The organism is Erythrobacter fulvus (assembly GCF_028595285.1).
GTDB lineage: Bacteria > Pseudomonadota > Alphaproteobacteria > Sphingomonadales > Sphingomonadaceae > Erythrobacter > Erythrobacter fulvus.
Window position 1 is genome coordinate 14,370 of the sequence record NZ_JAQQXQ010000013.1, and the last position, 17,678, is coordinate 32,047.

Annotated in this window: 16 protein-coding genes; 10 read left to right on the forward strand and 6 right to left on the reverse strand. The window is 65.8% G+C overall.

The annotated features are described in order from the left end of the window. Window positions 1-159: 159 nt before the first annotated feature. Both OIK40_RS13870 and OIK40_RS13875 read left to right on the forward strand, forming a co-directional pair. The gene (locus OIK40_RS13870) at window positions 160-1,209 is read left to right on the forward strand and encodes a diacylglycerol/lipid kinase family protein (protein WP_273678952.1); all 1,050 of its coding nucleotides are present in this window, start codon (window positions 160-162) and stop codon (window positions 1,207-1,209) included. Next, the gene (locus tag OIK40_RS13875; protein WP_273678953.1) at window positions 1,206-2,114 is read left to right on the forward strand and encodes a hypothetical protein; all 909 of its coding nucleotides are present in this window, start codon (window positions 1,206-1,208) and stop codon (window positions 2,112-2,114) included. Before OIK40_RS13870 ends, OIK40_RS13875 begins: the two co-directional genes overlap by 4 nt. Before the next feature lie 6 nt (window positions 2,115-2,120). On the opposite strand, the gene OIK40_RS13880 is transcribed toward OIK40_RS13875, so the two are convergent. Next, window positions 2,121-2,651: a DUF2141 domain-containing protein gene (locus OIK40_RS13880; protein WP_273678954.1), complete on the reverse strand. Its 531-nt coding sequence runs from the start codon at window positions 2,649-2,651 to the stop codon at window positions 2,121-2,123. Between the two features lie 257 nt (window positions 2,652-2,908). Here OIK40_RS13880 and rpe point away from each other — a divergent pair, with 257 nt between their 5' ends. The 7 genes from rpe (at window position 2,909) to dxs (ending at window position 10,667) form a co-directional block, all read left to right on the forward strand. After that, window positions 2,909-3,571: a ribulose-phosphate 3-epimerase gene (gene rpe / locus OIK40_RS13885; protein WP_273678955.1), complete on the forward strand. Its 663-nt coding sequence runs from the start codon at window positions 2,909-2,911 to the stop codon at window positions 3,569-3,571. Next, window positions 3,571-5,442 carry a heparinase II/III family protein gene (locus tag OIK40_RS13890; RefSeq protein ID WP_273678956.1) on the forward strand — a complete coding sequence of 624 codons (1,872 nt, stop codon included), beginning with the start codon at window positions 3,571-3,573 and terminating at the stop codon, window positions 5,440-5,442. Before rpe ends, OIK40_RS13890 begins: the two co-directional genes overlap by 1 nt. A 9-nt stretch (window positions 5,443-5,451) precedes the next feature. Further along, entirely contained in the window at window positions 5,452-7,050 is a 1,599-nt protein-coding gene (gene purH, locus OIK40_RS13895; protein ID WP_273678957.1) for a bifunctional phosphoribosylaminoimidazolecarboxamide formyltransferase/IMP cyclohydrolase, read from the forward strand. Window positions 7,051-7,284: 234 nt separating this feature from the next. Next, window positions 7,285-7,473 carry a hypothetical protein gene (locus tag OIK40_RS13900; protein WP_273678958.1) on the forward strand — a complete coding sequence of 63 codons (189 nt, stop codon included), beginning with the start codon at window positions 7,285-7,287 and terminating at the stop codon, window positions 7,471-7,473. Continuing rightward, the gene (msrA, locus tag OIK40_RS13905; RefSeq protein ID WP_273678959.1) at window positions 7,473-8,156 is read left to right on the forward strand and encodes a peptide-methionine (S)-S-oxide reductase MsrA; all 684 of its coding nucleotides are present in this window, start codon (window positions 7,473-7,475) and stop codon (window positions 8,154-8,156) included. Before OIK40_RS13900 ends, msrA begins: the two co-directional genes overlap by 1 nt. Before the next feature lie 49 nt (window positions 8,157-8,205). Beyond that, entirely contained in the window at window positions 8,206-8,676 is a 471-nt protein-coding gene (locus tag OIK40_RS13910; protein WP_273678960.1) for a Fur family transcriptional regulator, read from the forward strand. A 68-nt stretch (window positions 8,677-8,744) separates the two neighbouring features. Next, window positions 8,745-10,667, forward strand: a complete 1,923-nt coding sequence (dxs, locus tag OIK40_RS13915) for a 1-deoxy-D-xylulose-5-phosphate synthase (protein ID WP_273678961.1) — start codon at window positions 8,745-8,747, stop codon at window positions 10,665-10,667. Window positions 10,668-10,682: 15 nt separating this feature from the next. Here dxs and OIK40_RS13920 read toward each other — a convergent pair whose 3' ends face one another. Further along, entirely contained in the window at window positions 10,683-11,648 is a 966-nt protein-coding gene (locus OIK40_RS13920; protein WP_273678962.1) for an MlaA family lipoprotein, read from the reverse strand. Between the two features lie 77 nt (window positions 11,649-11,725). On the opposite strand from OIK40_RS13920, the gene OIK40_RS13925 reads away from it, so the two are divergent. Continuing rightward, window positions 11,726-12,523: a crotonase/enoyl-CoA hydratase family protein gene (locus tag OIK40_RS13925; protein WP_273678963.1), complete on the forward strand. Its 798-nt coding sequence runs from the start codon at window positions 11,726-11,728 to the stop codon at window positions 12,521-12,523. On the opposite strand, the gene OIK40_RS13930 is transcribed toward OIK40_RS13925, so the two are convergent. The 4 genes from OIK40_RS13930 to OIK40_RS13945 form a co-directional block, all read right to left on the reverse strand. Then, entirely contained in the window at window positions 12,524-13,201 is a 678-nt protein-coding gene (locus OIK40_RS13930) for an NnrU family protein (protein ID WP_273678964.1), read from the reverse strand. Between the two features lie 53 nt (window positions 13,202-13,254). Next, on the reverse strand, window positions 13,255-14,571 hold the full coding sequence (locus OIK40_RS13935; RefSeq protein ID WP_273678965.1) for an amidohydrolase family protein: 1,317 nt from the start codon (window positions 14,569-14,571) through the stop codon (window positions 13,255-13,257). Beyond that, entirely contained in the window at window positions 14,568-15,983 is a 1,416-nt protein-coding gene (locus OIK40_RS13940; protein WP_374211818.1) for an amidohydrolase, read from the reverse strand. Before OIK40_RS13940 ends, OIK40_RS13935 begins: the two co-directional genes overlap by 4 nt. A 107-nt stretch (window positions 15,984-16,090) precedes the next feature. Further along, window positions 16,091-17,641: a peptide MFS transporter gene (locus tag OIK40_RS13945; RefSeq protein ID WP_273678967.1), complete on the reverse strand. Its 1,551-nt coding sequence runs from the start codon at window positions 17,639-17,641 to the stop codon at window positions 16,091-16,093. Between the last annotated feature and the right edge of the window lie 37 nt (window positions 17,642-17,678).

The following is a 17,678-nucleotide window of genomic DNA, read 5'->3' on the forward strand; positions in this document are numbered from 1 at the left end:
CCGCAGGATTGGCCCAAGGCGGCCCGCACCGGTGCGGAATGTGTCGTTCATCGCCCGGCACCACCAGATGGTCGAAAATAATCGCCGCGATCACCGAATGTTACAGAAGCGGGAAACATGAGAGTAGAAAGTTAGCCGCCGGGCAACTATAGAATCGCCATGGCAACCCCGATCTATGAATTTGCGCAGATACCGCGTGTCGATGCCGCCGATCAGGCGCGCGCCGGCGCGGGCCGGGTGCGTGCGGAGGGGCAGGCGCCGGTCGTCGGCGTGATCTACAATCCGCGCAGCCATCGCAATCTCGGGGCAGATTTCGACTGCGGCCTGTCGCCGCATGTCCATATCGCCCGCCCGGGCGACCGCTCGCAGCTGCCTATCGCCCTCGCCGATTTTGCAGCGCGCGGGATCGATCTGCTGGTCATCAATGGCGGCGACGGGACCGTGCGCGACGTGCTGACCTGCGGGCGGCCGATCTTCGGAGACAATTGGCCCGCGATTGCCGTCCTGCCCAAGGGCAAGACCAACGCGCTGACCGTCGATCTCGGCATCCCCGACAACTGGACTCTCCAGGACGCGATCCAGGCGCTCGATCACGGGGGCCGTGTGTTCCGCCGCCCGATCGAGGTCGCGCCGCTCGACCAAACCGATCCTGAGGCGATGCAGACGCGGGTATCGGGTTTCATTCTCGGCGCAGGCGCCTTCACCACTGCCATTCGCGCGGGGCAGGGTGCACACCGTCTGGGCGCATTCAACAGTCTGGCGGTGGGTGTCACGGCCGTGTGGGCGCTAGCGCAATCGCTGTTCGCCGGGCGCTCCAATCCGTGGCGCAAGGGGGCGAGAATGCGGATCGGCCTCGGCGCCGCTGATGTACCGATGGAACATAGCGGGCGCGGCGATCCCGAAATGCGGCAGATCCTGTTCGCTTCGACTCTCGAATGCCTGCCCGCAGGCATCCGCCCGTTCGGATTTCTCAAGAACGGGCTCAAGCTGGTCGCGGTCGACCAGATCTCCCGCCGCACCACTGCGCTGATCCCGCTGGTGCTGCTTGGCAAGCTGCGCAGCGGCCTGCGCGAACGCGGCATCCACCAGCTCGCCGCAACCCAGTTCAACCTTTCGATCGACGATCAGTTCATCCTCGATGGAGAGGCCTTTCCCGCGGGCGATTACCGCATCGAGCAGGGGCCGGAGCTCGCCTTCGTCAGACCATGAGCGGCGCATCCGGGCCGCTTGAAGAGCGCATCGCAGCAGGACTGGCCGCGTCGGTCGATCCGGCAGTGGCGGAATTCGCTGCCGCGCTTGGTGCGGCGGCAGGGGCGCGTGCGGTGCTGTTCTACGGCTCCAACCTGCGCACCGGATCGCTGGAAGGCGTGCTCGACTTCTACGTTCTGCTGCCCGGCACAGGAGAGGACGAGGCCGCGATCTGGCCGACCGTCAGCTATCACGAGCGTCCGCACGGGGACGTTGTGCTTCGCGCCAAGGTCGCGACCATGCGACTGGCCACTTTTGCGCGCGCTGCAGGCGGCGATTTGACCGATACCACGATCTGGGCCCGCTTCGTGCAGCCCAGCGCGCTGGTGTGGACGGCAGATGAAAATGCGCATGACGCAGTGGTGGACGCGATCGCCGCCGCCTGCACCACCGCGGCACGGCTGGCGGCGGCGCTGGGGCCGGAAAGCGGCACGGCGGATGATTACTGGCGGGCGCTGTTCCGTGCCACTTACGAAGCCGAATTCCGGGTCGAGAAAAGCGGGCGCGAGAACGACATTCTCAGCGTCAACGCCGCGCATTTTGCAGGGCTGCTGCCGCTGGCGCTGGAGGCCGGAGGCATCCCTTCGCGGCAGCAGGGCGAGCGGCTGAGCCCCGATCTGCCGCACTGGCAGCGCGGCGTCATCCTCAAATGGTGGGCGCGCCGCCGCCGGATGGGCAAGCCGCTCAATCTGCTGCGACTGGTCAAGGCGAGCACCACGTTCGAAGGCGCAACGCGCTATGCCGCGTGGAAGATCGAACGCCACACCGGCATGCCTGTGGAAGTGACGCCGTTCCGCGAACGCCACCCGCTGCTGGCCGCGCCGGGCGTGCTCTACGACCTATGGCGTCATCGCCGCCGTGCCTGACCGGCGTCAGTCCTGATATTTCATCTGGATCGCGATCCGGGTCACGCCATCACCCGCGCGAAACCGGGTCTTGTCGAGCCCCGGCGGGCGCGGAATGCCGAGGAAGGTCCTGATTTCCGGATTGTTCGACATGCCTGCGCCGTCGGACGAGAAGTCCTTGCTCTTGTTGCCATTGGCGTCGTGCTGCACCGCGATGGCGTATTCGCCCGCCGCAGGCAGCGGCACGCACACGGTCGTCGTTCCCTTGCGCGGGGTGGTGTCGATCCGGTGGAGATAGCGGCGGCTTTTGAGCCAGTCGCTTTCCCGCGCGCGGTATGTGCGCACGAACAGATAGCCATTCGACGACCTGAGCCCGGTGACGTCAAGCCGCACCGCCGGCCCTTTGCCCGGGGCGCACTGGCTCATGTCGTTGTCGATCTTGATGCCGAGCGACTGCGCGGCGAGTGGCGCGGCCGCTCCGGCAAGGCCGAGCAGGCCCAGCGCGGCCACGGCGAGCGCCGGAGGCGGCGTCAGTCGGCCAAGGGCAGGGATGGTCATCGGCAAATATTCCTGTCGCTTCGAGAGAGGTCAGGGGCGCGTCGCGCTGCTTGCGCTTTTGTCGTATATCGCCCCGCAGTTTCGGCGCCGCAATGGCAGGCGCGGCCTGAATTGCGGCTTAATCACGCGCAGAACCCGGATTTGCGCCGATTCCGCGTGCGCCACGGTGGAAAAGGCGCGCACAGCGCTTGTCGCGTGATTCGCGGCTCCCGTATTGCGGTTAACGCACCTTTGCAAAGGGGCCCACGCGCCGCATCATGCCCACGCCGCTGATTTCACCTTCGATCCTCTCGGCCGACTTCGCCCGGCTCGGGGAGGAAGTGCGCGCTATCGACGCAGCCGGCGCGGACTGGATCCATATCGACGTGATGGACGGGCATTTCGTACCCAACATCACCATCGGCCCCGACGTCGTGAAGGCACTGCGCCCGCACAGCGCAAAAACCTTCGATGTCCACCTGATGATCTCGCCGGTAGATCCCTATCTCGAAGCCTTCGCGGCCGCCGGCGCGGACATCATCACCGTTCATCCCGAAGCAGGGCCGCATATCCACCGCACGCTGCAGGCGATCCGCGCGCTGGGCAAGAAAGCGGGCGTCGTCATCAATCCCGGCACGCCGGTGGAGGTGCTCGACAACCTGATGGACATGGTCGACCTGATCCTGGTGATGAGCGTCAATCCCGGCTTCGGCGGACAGAGCTTCATCCCCTCGCAGCTGGCCAAGATTTCTCGCATTCGCGCAATGATCGATGCCACGGGACGCGACATCCGGCTTGAAGTCGATGGTGGCGTCAATGCCGAAACCGCGAAGCTGTGCGTCGCGGCGGGGGCCGATGTGCTGGTGGCGGGCTCGGCCACATTCAAGGGCGGGCCGGAGCATTACGCCGCCAATATCGCCGCATTGAAGGGGGAAAGCTGATGGCAACGCTGCTGCGCACACCCGCAGGCCGCCGGGCCGACGCGCTGGTGGAGCGGGTGGCGGACAATCCGGTGCTGGCGCTGGCCGATCGCGGCGAACCAGTGGTTCAGCCCGAACCCGCGCCGCCCCCGCCCGAAGAGCCGGGCCGCGCGCTGGCGCTGAGCGATGTCATCGCCGCACCGTCCGGCGCGGGAGAAGCGCTGATCCGGCTGGCCTATCGCATGGGGGTTCCCGGCCACGCGCTCAGCCAGCCGTTCCGCCGCCCGCAAGCGCTGCGGGTGCTGGCGACGGTCGAAAGCCCCAATCGCGGCGACCGCGCTGCGGGCACCGCGCTGCGGGCGGGCCATTTTCTGGTCCATGGCGTGCGGCTGCCGATTTCCGGCATCGACTTCGCCGGTTCGGGGCGCCCGGCGCCCGCAGTCGAGCGGGTGCTGCATTCCTTCTCGTGGCTGGCCGATCTCGCCGCCAGCGCGCCGCGCGCCGATTGCACGCCGGTGGCAGAGCGGATCACCGGGTTGTGGCTCCACGCGCACCGCCAGCCGGGCAAGGGTCCGGCGTGGGAGGTGGAGCACGCAGGGCTGAGGCTGGTTGCCTGGCTGGTGCATGCGCCGCTGGTGCTGGCCGGCAACGACAAGGCCCTGAAGTCGAACATGCTGGCCGCCATTGCCGAAACGGCCAGCTGGCTTGATCGCAAGGTGCCGCGCGAGGGAGCGGGGCTGGGGCAGGTCGCGGGCTGGGCCGGGATCGTCGCCGCCGGACTGCTGCTCCCCCACGGCAAGCCGCGGCGTCTTTATGGTGAAGCGGGCCTCGTCAAAGCGCTGGGGGATATGGTGGGCGAAGACGGGGGCGTGTTGTCGCGCTGCCCCGCCGCGCAATTGGACGCGATCCGGCTGCTGACCGATCTGATCGCCTGTTACGAGGCCGTTGAAATCACGCCGCTGCCCGCGCTCGAAGTCATGCGCGAATTGCTGGTGCCGCCGCTTCTGGCGTTGCGCCACGGCGACGGGGCGTTGGGCAACTGGCAGGGACAGGCGGCTATCCCCGCCGACCGGGTCAATGCCGCGATCGAGGCGTCGGGCGTGCGCACCCGTCCGCTCGCCGCGGTCGAGGGGTGGGGTTACAGCCGGATCAAGGCAGGCGATACACTGGTGCAGTTCGACACCGCGCCGCCGCCACGCGCGCGCCACGTGCGCACCGGCTGCGCATCGACGCTCGCCTTCGAGCTATCGGACGGCCCTGCGCGGGTGATCGTCAATTGCGGCGGCGCGGCGCTGGCCGGCGGGCAGGTGCCTGCACGCATCGGACAGGGGCTGCGCGCTACGGCGGCATTTTCCACCCTGACGCTCGACAATGCCAATTCCACCGCGGTGCTGCTCCACGGCCAGCTTGGCAAAGGGGTCGAGACGGTCGAGCTGGAACGCCGGATGATTCCCGGACGCGGGCGCGAGGCGACCCGGATCGAAGCCGCGCATGACGGCTATGCCCAGCGTTTCGGCCTCACCCACCGCCGCATCCTGACGCTGTCAGGCGACGGCACCGAACTGGCGGGCGAGGACATCCTCGTGCCCTCATCGAACAAGGGCAAGCGCGGCAAGATCGCCTTTGCGATCCGTTTCCACCTCGGTCGCGGGGTCGAGGTGCAGCTTTCGGGCGACAGGCGCGGGGCAAGTCTGCTGTTGCCCGATGGTCGGCTCTGGCAATTCCGGCTCGGCGGGGATAGGGCGGGCGCCGGCGAGATCACCCTGTCTGCCGAGGACAGCCTGTGGGTCGACGGCGACGGCCGCCCGCACGCCACCGAACAGCTGGTGATCGAGGGACTGGCATTGCGCAGCGGGGGCCAATTCTCCTGGCTGCTGAAGAAGACAGGATAGGTTTCCTCCATGAGCGATAAGGCGATCACCCGGGCGCTGCTGTCAGTGTCCGACAAAAGCGGTTTGGCCGAACTCGGCGCAGCGCTGGCGGCGCGCGGCGTCGAACTGGTCAGCACCGGCGGCACCGCCAAGGCCTTGCGCGATGCGGGCCTGACGGTGCGCGACATTTCCGACCTCACCGGCTTTCCCGAGATGATGGACGGACGGGTGAAGACGCTGCACCCCAAGGTGCATGGCGGCCTCCTCGCGCTGCGCGACAATGCCGAACACGTCGCCGCGATGCAGGCGCACGATATCGGCCCGATCGATCTGGTGGTGGTCAACCTCTACCCGTTCGAGGCGACCGTCGCGAAGGGCGCGAGCCGCGAGGAGATCATCGAGAATATCGACATCGGCGGGCCGTCGATGGTGCGTTCGGCAGCGAAGAACCATGGTTTCGTGACGATCCTCACCGATCCGGCGGACTATGCCACACTGGTCGAGGAAATGGACGCCAACGGTGGCGCCACCACACAGGCCTTCCGCACGCGCATGGCGGGCAAGGCCTATGCCCGCACCGCAGCCTATGACAGCGCCATCGCCAGCTGGTTCGCCTTTGCCGATCCCGAAGGCGATCGGACGCCCTTCCCCGACACGCTCCCCGTTGCGCTCAAGCGCGCCGACACGCTGCGCTATGGCGAGAACCCGCACCAGTCGGCGGCGATCTATGTGCCGCAAGTGGTTGGCACGGCCGGGGTTCCGCAGGCGCACCAGTTGCAGGGCAAGGAGCTGAGCTACAACAATCTCAACGACGCCGACGCCGCGCTCGAACTGGCGGCGGAGTTTGCAGGCCAGGAACCGGCTGTCGTCATCGTCAAGCACGCCAACCCCTGCGGCGTGGCGCAGGGCGGCTCGCTGCTGTCGGCGTGGGAAGCGGCGCTGGCGTGTGACAGCGTTTCGGCCTTCGGCGGGATCGTCGCGGTCAATACCGAACTCGATGCCGCCACCGCCGAGGCCATCAGCGCGATCTTCACCGAAGTCGTCATCGCGCCGAGCGTGAGCGCCGAGGCCAGAGAAATTTTCGCGAAGAAGAAGAACCTGCGCCTGCTCGAATGCGGGACACTGCCCGATCCGCGCCGGCCGGGCCTTGCGATGAAGACCATTGCGGGCGGGGTGCTGATCCAGTCGCGCGATGCCGGAGCGATTGGCGAGGCCGATCTCAAGGTCGTGACGAAGCGCGCGCCCACGAGCCAGGAATTGAAGGACTGCCTCTTCGCGTGGACCGTGGCCCGCCACGTCAAGTCCAACGCCATCGTCTACGCCAAGGACGGTGCCACCGCAGGCATCGGCGCAGGCCAGATGAACCGCCGCGATTCGGCGCGCATCGCCGCGATCAAGGCAAAGGAAGCCGCCGAGACCTATGGCTGGGCCGCCCCTCGCACAGTGGGCAGCGCGGTTGCCTCGGACGCTTTCTTCCCCTTCGCCGACGGATTGCTCGCTGCGGCAGAGGCGGGCGCGACTGCAGTGATCCAGCCGGGCGGCTCGATCCGCGACGACGAAGTTATCGCCGCCGCCGACGAAGCCGGCCTCGCGATGGTGTTCACCGGGATGCGGCATTTCCGGCACTGATGATATTTCGCACCCGCTTCGGCGGGTGCGTCTTCCTTCTGCAGCTTTCGCTTCGGCTCGTGCATCGCACGTTCCGCCGGGCCTTGGGCGCGGGCGCAACTTTTTGTCTGCCGTTTCGTAACTAACAAGGCCCCTGCGCCCTAATAGCAGCTGAGCGCCACGTTCATCGCGGTGCAATTTGCATGCCTCCATGGACGCGGCAACGAACAGCAACCCGAATCACGAGCAAGCCCGATGCGCCTTTTCTCTTCCGACCTCGCCCGTAATTTCTCGATCGGGTTCGTCATCGGTACGCTGCTGGTGGCAGGCGCCAATGCGCATGAGTGGAGCGAGGAAATCAGCCCGCCAGCGCATGCTGCGGTAATGGCCAAGGCGCCGCAGCCTTCCGCAGAATTCGTGATCCTTCCCGAAAGTGCCCGCTGATGAAGCCCGTCGCCACCCTGCTGATCGCCGGATCGCTGATGCTGTCGGCCTGCGCCGGCCCCGCCATCGCCGCCGAAGAGCCGGTCGACGCGCCTGCCGCCACCCGCGTGGCCAAGGAAAACAAGGGTCTCAAGACAGCGATCTTTGCGGGCGGCTGCTTCTGGGGCGTCGAGGGAGTGTTCAGCCATGTGAAGGGCGTGACTTCGGCAGTCTCCGGCTTTCACGGCGGCGCGGCGGGAACCGCAAAATACGACCGGATCATTTCCGGCGGCACCGCCCACGCCGAAAGCGTGAAGATCACCTATGATCCCGCCGTTGTGCGCTATGACGAATTGCTGCGCATCTTCTTTTCGGTGGTGGCCGATCCGACTCTCAAGAACCGGCAGGGGCCGGATGTCGGCACCCATTACCGCAGCGCGCTGGTGCCGATGAACAAGGAACAGGCGGCAGTGGCGCAGGCCTATCTGGCCCAGCTCGGCAAGTCGGGATTGTGGTCGAAACCGATCGTCACCGCGATCGAACCGTACCGCGCGTTCTACCCGGCCGAAGGCTACCATCAGGATTTCATGGCGAAGAACCCCCGCCACGGTTACATCCTGCGGTGGGACAAGCCCAAGGTTGAGGCGCTGAAGGCGATGTTTCCGAACCATTATCGGTCAACCTTCCTGACGGACGCGGGCTGACGCGCTTCTTGCTTGGCGAAAGCCCGATTGCGCGCCTATATTTGCAGATATGGGACAGCACGCACACAGCCATGCGCATCACGAACTTCACGGCCCCGGTCTGGTCGAGGCCGCAGCGCGAGCGCTGACAAGCGCGGGCGAACAGTGGACCAGCATGCGCGAGGCCGTGTTCGCCGAACTGGCGAAGCACGAACGCCCCGTTTCGGCCTATGACATTGCCGACAACCTCTCCGCCGCACGCGGCAAACGGGTCGCGCCCAATTCGGTCTACCGTATCCTCGACGTGTTCGTGGCGAACAATCTGGCCATGCGGGTCGAAAGCGCCAATGCCTATCTCGCCAACACCCATCCGGGCTGTGCGCATGACTGCATCTTCCTCGTCTGCGACGAATGCGGCGAGGCGACGCATGTCGATGATGAGGACGTGAGCCGCGCCGTGCGCGCAATTGCCGCCGCGCACCAGTTCCGGGCGGAACGCCCGGTGCTCGAAATCCGCGGACTGTGCAAAAGCTGCGCCTGAACGCGCGGATTTGATCCGGCTCAAGCCTGCATCGACAGGCTCGTTTCCAATGTGTAAAGCTGGGCGTTATGACACAACCGCCTTACACGCCTCTGCTCGATCAGGTTGACACACCCGACGATCTTCGCCGCCTCAAGCCCGAACAACTCCGTCAGCTTGCCGATGAACTGCGCGCCGAAATGATCGACGCGGTCAGCACCTCGGGCGGGCATCTGGGCTCGGGCCTCGGGGTGGTCGAGCTGACCGTGGCGATCCACTACGTCTTCAATACGCCCGAAGACAAGCTGGTGTGGGACGTGGGCCACCAGTGCTATCCGCACAAGATTATCACCGGCCGTCGTGACCGGATCCGCACCCTGCGTCAGGGCGGCGGCCTCAGCGGCTTCACCAAGCGCTCCGAGAGCGAATACGACCCCTTCGGCGCGGCGCATTCGTCGACTTCGATTTCTGCGGCGCTCGGCTTTGCCATGGCTAACAAGTTGCAGAACCGCCCCGGTCGCGGCATCGCGGTGATCGGCGACGGCTCGATGAGCGCGGGCATGGCCTATGAGGCGATGAACAACGCCGCGCAGGCGGGCAACCGGCTGATCGTGATCCTCAACGATAACGACATGTCGATCGCCCCGCCTGTGGGCGGGCTGTCGGCCTATCTCGCGCGGATGGTGTCGTCTTCCGAATATCTCGGCATCCGCAGCCTCGCCAGCCGCGCGGTCAAGAAGATGAGCCGCCGGTTGCACGACACCATCGGCAAGGCCGAGGAATTCACGCGTGGCATGGTGACCGGCGGGACTTTGTTCGAAGAGCTGGGCTTCTACTACGTCGGCCCGATCGACGGGCACAATCTCGATCACCTGCTGCCCGTGCTTGAGAATGTCCGCGACACCTCCGAAGGCCCGGTGCTGATCCATGTCGTGACCGAAAAGGGCAAGGGCTACGCGCCTGCCGAAAACAGCGCCGACAAGTATCACGGCGTGCCCAAGTTCAATGTCGTCACCGGCGAGAAGGCGAAGAGCGCCCCCAGCGCGCCCGCCTATCAGGACGTGTTCGGCGAGACACTGGCCAAGCTTGCCAATGATGATCCGCGCATCTGTGCGATCACCGCCGCCATGCCGTCGGGCACCGGGGTCGACAAGTTCGCCAAGGCGCATCCCGGCCGCAGCTTCGATGTCGGCATTGCCGAACAGCACGCGGTGACCTTTGCCGCAGGTCTCGCGGCAGAAGGTATGCGACCCTTCGCTGCAATCTATTCCACCTTCCTCCAGCGCGCCTATGATCAGGTGGTGCACGACGTGTGCATCCAGAACCTGCCGGTGCGCTTTGCGATCGACCGTGCGGGTCTGGTCGGCGCGGACGGGGCGACCCATGCGGGCAGCTTCGACATCACCTATCTCGCCACCCTGCCCAACATGGTGGTGATGGCGGCATCGGATGAGGCGGAACTGGTCCACATGACCTACACCGCCGCCGAATATGACGCGGGGCCCATCGCGTTCCGCTATCCGCGCGGCAGCGGCACCGGCGTGCCCCTGCCCGAAGTTCCGCAGAAGCTCGAAATCGGCAAGGGTCGGCTGGTGCGCGAAGGCACCAAGGTCGCGATCCTGTCATTGGGCGCGCGGCTGCCCGAGGCCCTGAAAGCCGCCGACCAGCTGGAGGCCAAGGGCCTGTCGACCACGGTCGCGGACATGCGCTTTGCCAAGCCGCTCGACGAAGAGCTGATCGCCAGGCTGATGCGCAGCCACGAGGTGGTCGTCACCATCGAGGAAGGTGCGATAGGCGGGCTGGGCGCGCACGTGCTGACCTATGCCAGCGACGAAGGCCTGACCGATGCGGGTCTGAAGGTGCGCACCATGCGTCTGCCCGACCGTTTCCAGGATCAGGACGATCCCATGAAGCAGTATGACGAGGCTCGCCTTAACGCCCCGCACATCGTCGAAACGGTGCTTAAGGCGCTGAAGCACAACAGCGCGGCGATCGAGGAAGCGCGGGCGTAACGCGATTCCGGCAGGTCAGCGCGTCCCGGGAGCAGTCCGCGCGGTGATCTGGACCTGTTCGATCAGCGATAGCGGCGGGCTGTCCGAGCTGCCGGGAACGGCGGTGTCGTCCACCATGTCCTCCGGCTGCGCGGCCTCTACTTCCGGCACCACCTCGCCCTTGAGCGCCGCGATCTCGCGCTCGCGCTTGGCGAGATAGGTGTCGCGCCGCACCGCGTAGGGATCGTCGGACGCGGCAATATCCTTCAATTCGTCATCGAATTCGAGCCGCTGGTCGAGCCCGTTCACCACGAAATAGGTCACGGCATATTCGGGCTTGTTGAACGGCTTGCCCACCGCGAAGGGCAACAGCGCCTGATCCAGTGTGCTGCCCACCAGATCGCGCACCGTCGTCGCCCCGGTCACCGGCAGGTAGAGATAGGCACCCGGCCCTGCCCCGTAATAGCCAAGCGTGTTGGCAAAGCCGTTGCGGCGATAGGGAATGCCGATGCCCGGCTTGCCCGCCACGTCGATCAGCCCGCCAATCCCGAACGTCGAATTGATCGCCAGCCGGCCGAGACTGCCGAACGCCTTGCCGATCTTGCCCTGCAACAGGAAATTCAGCGCATTGCTCGGCTCGCCCAGATTGCGCACCACATTGCCGAGGCCTTCGCGCACCGGGCCGGGCAAGCCGTCGCGATAGGCATAGGCGACCGGCTCGATCACCGCGCTGTCCACCGCCTGTGTCAGGCGGTAGCTTTCGGCGTTGAACTTCTCGACCGGATCACCCTCGGGCGGGCCGTAATCGCCTTCGACCACGATTTCGTTGATTTCCTCGGGCGGCGGCTCCTCGCCTGCGGGCTGCTCCTCGCCCTCGGCCTGTTGCAGCGACCATTCCAGCGCGGTCACAGGATGTTCGGGCGCGCGCGGCGGCACGCCGGGCACGGCCAGCGCGGCGCTGAGCAAAGGTTGCGAGACTGTCAGAAGCGCGAGGTTAGGCATGGCATTCCTTTGTTCCCTCGTTGACGCCCCCTGCCTATACGCAGGCTGAATTCCCGGAAGCGAAAGTGCAAGGCCCGATGTCGTTTATCCAGATCACCCGCGAAGGCCCCGTCACCATCCTCACGTTCGATCGTGCGGACTCCATGAACCCGCTTGGCGCTCCCGGCGACGGAGATGCGTTCGCCAGCATTGCCAATACGATAAACCGCGACATGGAATGCCGCGTGGTCATCCTGACCGGCGCGGGACGGGCATTCAGCGCCGGCGGCGACATCAAGGCGATGAAGGACAAGACCGGCACCTTCGGCGGCACCGCGCCGGCGATTTCGGACGGATATCGCGATAACATCCACATGATGCTGCGCGCGCTGCATGGCTTGCGGGTGCCGGTGATCGCGGCAGTCAATGGCCCCGCAATCGGACTGGGCTGCGATGTCGCCTGCCTTGCCGACATCAGGATCGCCAGCGAGAACGCGAAATTCGGCGTGACCTTCCTGAAGCTCGGCATCATCCCGGGCGACGGGGGCACATGGATTCTCCCCCGCGTGATCGGGATGAGCCGCGCGGCCGAGCTGTTCTATACCGGTGATGTGATCGACGCGCAGACGGCAAAGGACTGGGGCCTGGTTAGCCGCGTGGTCGTGCCCGAGGCGCTGATGGACGAGGCCCGCGCGCTGGCGGGCCGGATCGCGTTGCTTCCCCCGCACGCGCTGCGCCACACCAAGAACCTGCTGCGGCAAGGGCAGCAGGTGAGCTATGATACCGCGCTCGAAATGGCGGCCAATACGCAGGCGATGATGCACACCACCGCCGACCATGCCGAGGGCGTGGCTGCGCTGATCGAGAAGCGGCAGGCCGTGTTCAAGGGCGAATAATCACGCCAGCCACTTCCACACACCCGCAGGAATGTCCGCCTGCCACAGGTGCAGCCAGCTTCCGCCAAGCCACAGCACGGTGCCCGCGATGAGCGGCACCGCACCGACCGAAAACAGCTTGCCGAGCCGCGGCCAATAGCTGGTCTTGCTCTCCCACTCGGCCCAGGCCTCGCCCATCAGCACTTCCTTCTTGGCGTCCTGCAGCCGCGCACCGACCAGCGCGAGAATGCCCATGGCAAGCGCGGTGACGAGGGTGCGGATGCTCCAGAACAGGATGATGTGCGATGCCGCCCACAACCCGATCCCCCACATCATCGGGTGACGGGTAACCCTGAAAACGCCCTTGGGTTCGGCCCGGGCCTGTGCTTCGGCCATCGGGGTCGGCAATGCCGGATTGCCGATCAGCGAACCGGCCAGCAGCACCATCGCAGGCCAGGTCAGCACAGTGGCGATGATCCAGCCGATATCGCCCGAGCCGCCAAGGTCGGCACCCGGCGCTGCCTTGAAGGCGAACACCACCCAGCCCAGCGTCGCAAAGCTGACGATGCTGTAGACGGCCTGAAATCCGCCCGCGCCCAGCAACTTGACCATCGGGGCGCGCAAGGGATGCGACATCGCGAAATGCGTGCCCACGAAGGCGGCGTTGGCCGCCACGAGATTGATGATCGACCCGTCCATGCTGTCTCCCCCGGTTGTGCCGGGAAAGACTATAGCACGGGCATTGCCGCTGCCTACCGGTCGTAAGCCTTGGGCAGATCGCTTTCGTCGAGATCCTTGTAACGTTCGCGCAAGCGGCTCTGGTGGCTTTCAAGGCTCTGTTCGACACCGCCGATATAGACCTTCACCGGCACCGAGCCGACTTCGAGCGGATCGCCGTCCCACAGCACCACGTCGCCCAGCGCGCCGGGCTTCAGCACGCCAGCCTTGCCGCCCATGCCGCTGATTTCGGCGGGCACGGAGCTGATTGCGGCAAAGGCCTGATCCCAGCTCATCCCTGTCGCCCCCGGCATCCGGGTCAGCGCGACGAGATTGCCCGCGACCTGCTGCAAACGGCGCGGGTCCTGCAGGGTTGACGCGTTGATCGCCACCTTGACCCCGGCCCGCATCAGCCGGCCCGCGTTGGACTGGGTCGCGCCCAGCTGCTCGAAGCTTTCGGGCAGGTCGTTAAGGCCGTTGGCGATCACCGGCACGCCCGCAGCGGCGATTTCGTTCGCCACCATCCAGCCTTCGGTGACGCCGACGAGCACCATGTCGAGCTGCGCGAATTCTTTCTTGAGCGCCAGCACGCCGCGGATGTCGGCCGCGCGTTCGACCGCGACATAGAGCTTCTGCTTGCCCGTCACCACCGGCACCAGCGCTTCGGCATCGAAACGGCCGAGCAGCACTTCGTCGTCCTTGACGATTTCGGTAGTCTGCGGGGTGCCCGTCTTGCCGACCAGCGCCTGCGCCTCGCGCAGCGCTGCCCGCAGCAGGGTATGCGCCGCCGCGCGGCTGCCGCCTGCAAGCTGCGCGCCGCCTTCGCCGAGATTGACCATCTGGAACGCGCGGGGCTGCATCACCGCGTTGGCATCGCCATCCAGATCGATGATCGCGCCCTGCCCGGCAAAGATCGAACCCGCCGGCTGCGTGGTCGTTGCTGCGCGGGTGATCCCGACAGCACGGTGCACAAGGATATGCTGCGACGTCGGGTTGATCGCGGTCGAAGCGTCGAGCGCCGCGCTGAACGGTGCGTTGCCTGCGCGGATATCGTTCGAATCGCCGACAGCCGAAACATCCGCCAGGCCGAGCGAGGTCAGCGTGGCGAAGATGCCGGGCGTCACCCATGCGCCGCCCGCGTCGATCACGACGTCGGTTGCGTAGGTCTGGCCGGCGGCCGCCTTGCCGGCGAACACCACCTTGCCGCCTTCGATAATGACGGTGCCGCCTTCAACCGGCGCACTGCCGTCGCCGATCACAAGCCGGGCGTTTGTGACGATCATGTCCTGCGCCAGTGCGGGCGCTGCGGCAAGGGCGAGGCCGCTGACGGCCAGTGCGAGGAGGCGCTTCATTTCACATCTCCTTCACCGGGCTGGCCAAGCTCGAAATCGCTCACCGGACGACGTTTCGGATCATTGGCATCGAACATCAGCGCGCCGTCGATCCAGACCTTTTCGGGCCGCGAATAAACGCTCAGCGGATCGCCGTTCCACAGCACCACGTCGGCCATCTTGCCGGGTTCAAGGCTGCCGGTCATCTCGTGGATGCCCATCGCCTTGGCGGGGTTGTAGGTGATCCACTGGATCGCGGTGGCATCGGAAATTTCGATCCCCATGCGCTGACCCGCCTTCTGGGCCTTGCGCGCTTCCTGGTTCAACCGCTGGATATCGTTCTGATCGTCCGAGTGGATGACCACGCAGGCGCCTTCGCGCTGGAGGAAGGCGGCGTTTTCAAGGATACCGTCATAGCTTTCCATCTTGAAGCCGTACCAGTCGGCCCACACCGCGCTGCACACGTCGTTTTCGCGCAGCAGATCACCGATCTTGTAGCTTTCGACCGCGTGATGGAAGGTGCTGACCTTGTAGCCCATCTCCTTGGCCATATCCATGACGATGGCCATTTCGTCGGCGCGGTAGCAGTGGTTGTGGACGAGGATTTCGCCCTTCAGCACGCCCACCAGCGTTTCCTTGGCAAGATCGCGCTTGGCTTCCTTGTTGTTGGCATAGTCAATCGCGGCGAGCCACGTCTGGCGGTTGACCGCAAGGTTGCCCATGCGGGTCGAGGGCATGCGCCCGCGACTGCCGTAAACGCGCTTGGGGTTCTCCCCGCAGGCCATCTTGAGGCCATAGGGCGCGCCGGGGAACTTCATGCCCTGCGTGGTGCGCGCCGGCACGTTCTTGAGCGTGACGGAACGCCCGCCCATGAGGTTGGCCGAGCCGGGCAGGATCTGGAGCGCGGTGATCCCGCCATTGGCAAGCGCGCGGGAAAAGCCCGGGTCCTGCGGCCAAACCGAATGTTCGGCCCAGACTTCGGGCGTGGTCGGGCTGGTCGCCTCGTTGCCGTCCGAATGCGCGTCGACGCCGGGCGAGGGATAGTCGCCGAGGTGCGAGTGGATGTCGATGATGCCGGGCGTGACGAACTTTCCCGTGCCGTCGAACACCGCGATGTCGGCCGGGACCTGGGTGTCAGGGCCGCCGACAGCGACGATCTTACCGCCGCTGAAGAACACCACGCCGTTCTCGATCTTGCCGCCGCGTCCGTCGAACACGGTCGCGCCAACCAGCGCGGTGGCGACGCCGGGATAGGGTTTGTAAGTCGAGGAGAAGACCCCGTCGCTCTCGCGCTTGGCGGTAAAGGCCGGAGCGGCGGTTTCCGCCTCCTTGTCGCGCTTCTTGTCCTTGTCCCGCGCGTCGGCGGCGGTGGCGCCCGCAATCAGCGCAAGCGCGCTGACGATCGTAGCCAGCGCGCCCGTACCGGCGCGCATCTTCTTATCTGCGAACATTCAAACCTCGCGTTGTTCCGATCCGGGTGTTGGAACGGAAAACGCGAGGTTTGTCCATGGTCTTGGACGACAAATGCGTACCGCGGCGATTACTCGGCCGGGCGTGCGGCAACCGGATAGGCCTCGTCGGCACCATCGGCAGCGGCGGTATCATCGTCCTTGAGCGTATCGAGGTGCATCAGCTTCTTGATCAGCGGGCTGATTACCAGCACCACCGCACCGATTCCCATCGCGTACCAGCCGACGGTGGAATAGACGCTCAGCACCAGTTCCTTGCCGGCTTCGGCGCCCTCAAGGCCTTCGCCCCCGGCTGCAGCCGAGATCAGGCCCGCGGCGAAGTTGCCCGTGGCCGAGGCGAAGAACCAGGTGCCCATGATCAGTGAAGCCATGTGCGCCGGGGCCAGACGGTTCATCGCCGAAAGGCCGACCGGGCTGAGGCACAGTTCGCCGGTCGTGTGCAGCAGGTAGATCAGGAAGATGAAGATCACCGGCACCGCCGCGTCCATGCCCGAAGCCTGCGCGCCCCACACGAGCACAAGGAAGCCAAGACCGACCTGGATCACGCCGAGGCCGAACTTGAACGGCGCGGAAGGTTCCAGCCCCTTCTTGCCGAGCGCGGTCCAGAGCCATGCGAACAGCGGCGCGAGCAGGAAGATGTAGGCGGCGTTGAGCGACTGGAAGACCGATGCGGGCACGCCGGAGCGATCCACATGGCGGTCGGTGAACAGGTTGAGCGAGTTGCCCGCCTGTTCGAACAGCGCCCAGAACACGATCGACACGAAGATCAGGAACATCGCCGCGAAGATCCGGTCGCGGTCTTCGGACGGCAGCTTGAACACAGCAATGCCGAGCACATAGGCCACCAGAATGCCGCCGAAAATGCCGAGAAGCCCGCCGACGACGGCCTGATTCTGCACCATCCACCACGCCACCGCGACGGCGACGAGGCCGACCGCGTAAAGACCCCATTCGAGGCCTTTTCCGAGCGGCTTGGGCGGCTCGCCGCGGCCGAGCAGCAGCGGCTTGCCCCGGGTGAAGACGATAAGGCCGAGGAACATCCCGAAGCCGGCAAGACCGAAGCCGTAGGACCAGCCGTAAGTCTCCCCGATATAGCCGCACAGCAGCGAACCGAGGAACGCGCCCAGATTGATGCCCATGTAGAAGATCGTATAGGCCGGATCGCGGCGCGTGTCGGTGCGCGGGTATAGCTGCCCGACGATCACCGAGATATTGGCCTTAAGAAAGCCCGAGCCGACGATGATGAAGGCCAGCGCCAGCCAGAAGACGTTGAGCACCGCAAGATCCTGCCCGCCGTCGCCCTCAACCCCCATCAGGATATGGCCGAAGGTCAACAGCACCGCGCCAAAGACCACCGCTTTTCGCTGCCCGAGATACTTATCGGCCAGATAGCCGCCAAGCACCGGGGTGATGTAGACCAGCGCGGTATAGGCGCCGTAGATCACCCCCGCCTCGCCGTCGGAGAACAGCCAGTGCTTGGTGAGGTACAGGATCAGCAGCGCCCGCATGCCGTAGTAGGAGAAACGCTCCCACATCTCGGCGAAGAACAAAACGAACAGACCCTTGGGGTGGCCGAGGATCGTCCCGGCGCTGTCCCCGTGCGGAAGCTCAGCAGTAGCCATGTATTCGGATATCCCTAAAGCGCGCCTCTCGCCGGCG

What these genes read in the sequence shown, in the direction of transcription:
- OIK40_RS13945 (WP_273678967.1), bottom strand. Translation starts at nt 17,641, where the DNA reads ATGGCTACTGCTGAGCTTCCGCACGGGGACAGCGCCGGGACGATCCTC.
- purH (WP_273678957.1), top strand. Translation starts at nt 5,452, where the DNA reads ATGAGCGATAAGGCGATCACCCGGGCGCTGCTGTCAGTGTCCGACAAA.
- OIK40_RS13920 (WP_273678962.1), bottom strand. Translation starts at nt 11,648, where the DNA reads ATGCCTAACCTCGCGCTTCTGACAGTCTCGCAACCTTTGCTCAGCGCC.
- OIK40_RS13930 (WP_273678964.1), bottom strand. Translation starts at nt 13,201, where the DNA reads ATGGACGGGTCGATCATCAATCTCGTGGCGGCCAACGCCGCCTTCGTG.
- rpe (WP_273678955.1), top strand. Translation starts at nt 2,909, where the DNA reads ATGCCCACGCCGCTGATTTCACCTTCGATCCTCTCGGCCGACTTCGCC.
- dxs (WP_273678961.1), top strand. Translation starts at nt 8,745, where the DNA reads ATGACACAACCGCCTTACACGCCTCTGCTCGATCAGGTTGACACACCC.
- OIK40_RS13890 (WP_273678956.1), top strand. Translation starts at nt 3,571, where the DNA reads ATGGCAACGCTGCTGCGCACACCCGCAGGCCGCCGGGCCGACGCGCTG.
- OIK40_RS13940 (WP_374211818.1), bottom strand. Translation starts at nt 15,983, where the DNA reads ATGCGCGCCGGTACGGGCGCGCTGGCTACGATCGTCAGCGCGCTTGCG.
- OIK40_RS13875 (WP_273678953.1), top strand. Translation starts at nt 1,206, where the DNA reads ATGAGCGGCGCATCCGGGCCGCTTGAAGAGCGCATCGCAGCAGGACTG.
- OIK40_RS13925 (WP_273678963.1), top strand. Translation starts at nt 11,726, where the DNA reads ATGTCGTTTATCCAGATCACCCGCGAAGGCCCCGTCACCATCCTCACG.
- OIK40_RS13870 (WP_273678952.1), top strand. Translation starts at nt 160, where the DNA reads ATGGCAACCCCGATCTATGAATTTGCGCAGATACCGCGTGTCGATGCC.
- OIK40_RS13910 (WP_273678960.1), top strand. Translation starts at nt 8,206, where the DNA reads ATGGGACAGCACGCACACAGCCATGCGCATCACGAACTTCACGGCCCC.
- OIK40_RS13900 (WP_273678958.1), top strand. Translation starts at nt 7,285, where the DNA reads ATGCGCCTTTTCTCTTCCGACCTCGCCCGTAATTTCTCGATCGGGTTC.
- msrA (WP_273678959.1), top strand. Translation starts at nt 7,473, where the DNA reads ATGAAGCCCGTCGCCACCCTGCTGATCGCCGGATCGCTGATGCTGTCG.
- OIK40_RS13880 (WP_273678954.1), bottom strand. Translation starts at nt 2,651, where the DNA reads ATGACCATCCCTGCCCTTGGCCGACTGACGCCGCCTCCGGCGCTCGCC.
- OIK40_RS13935 (WP_273678965.1), bottom strand. Translation starts at nt 14,571, where the DNA reads ATGAAGCGCCTCCTCGCACTGGCCGTCAGCGGCCTCGCCCTTGCCGCA.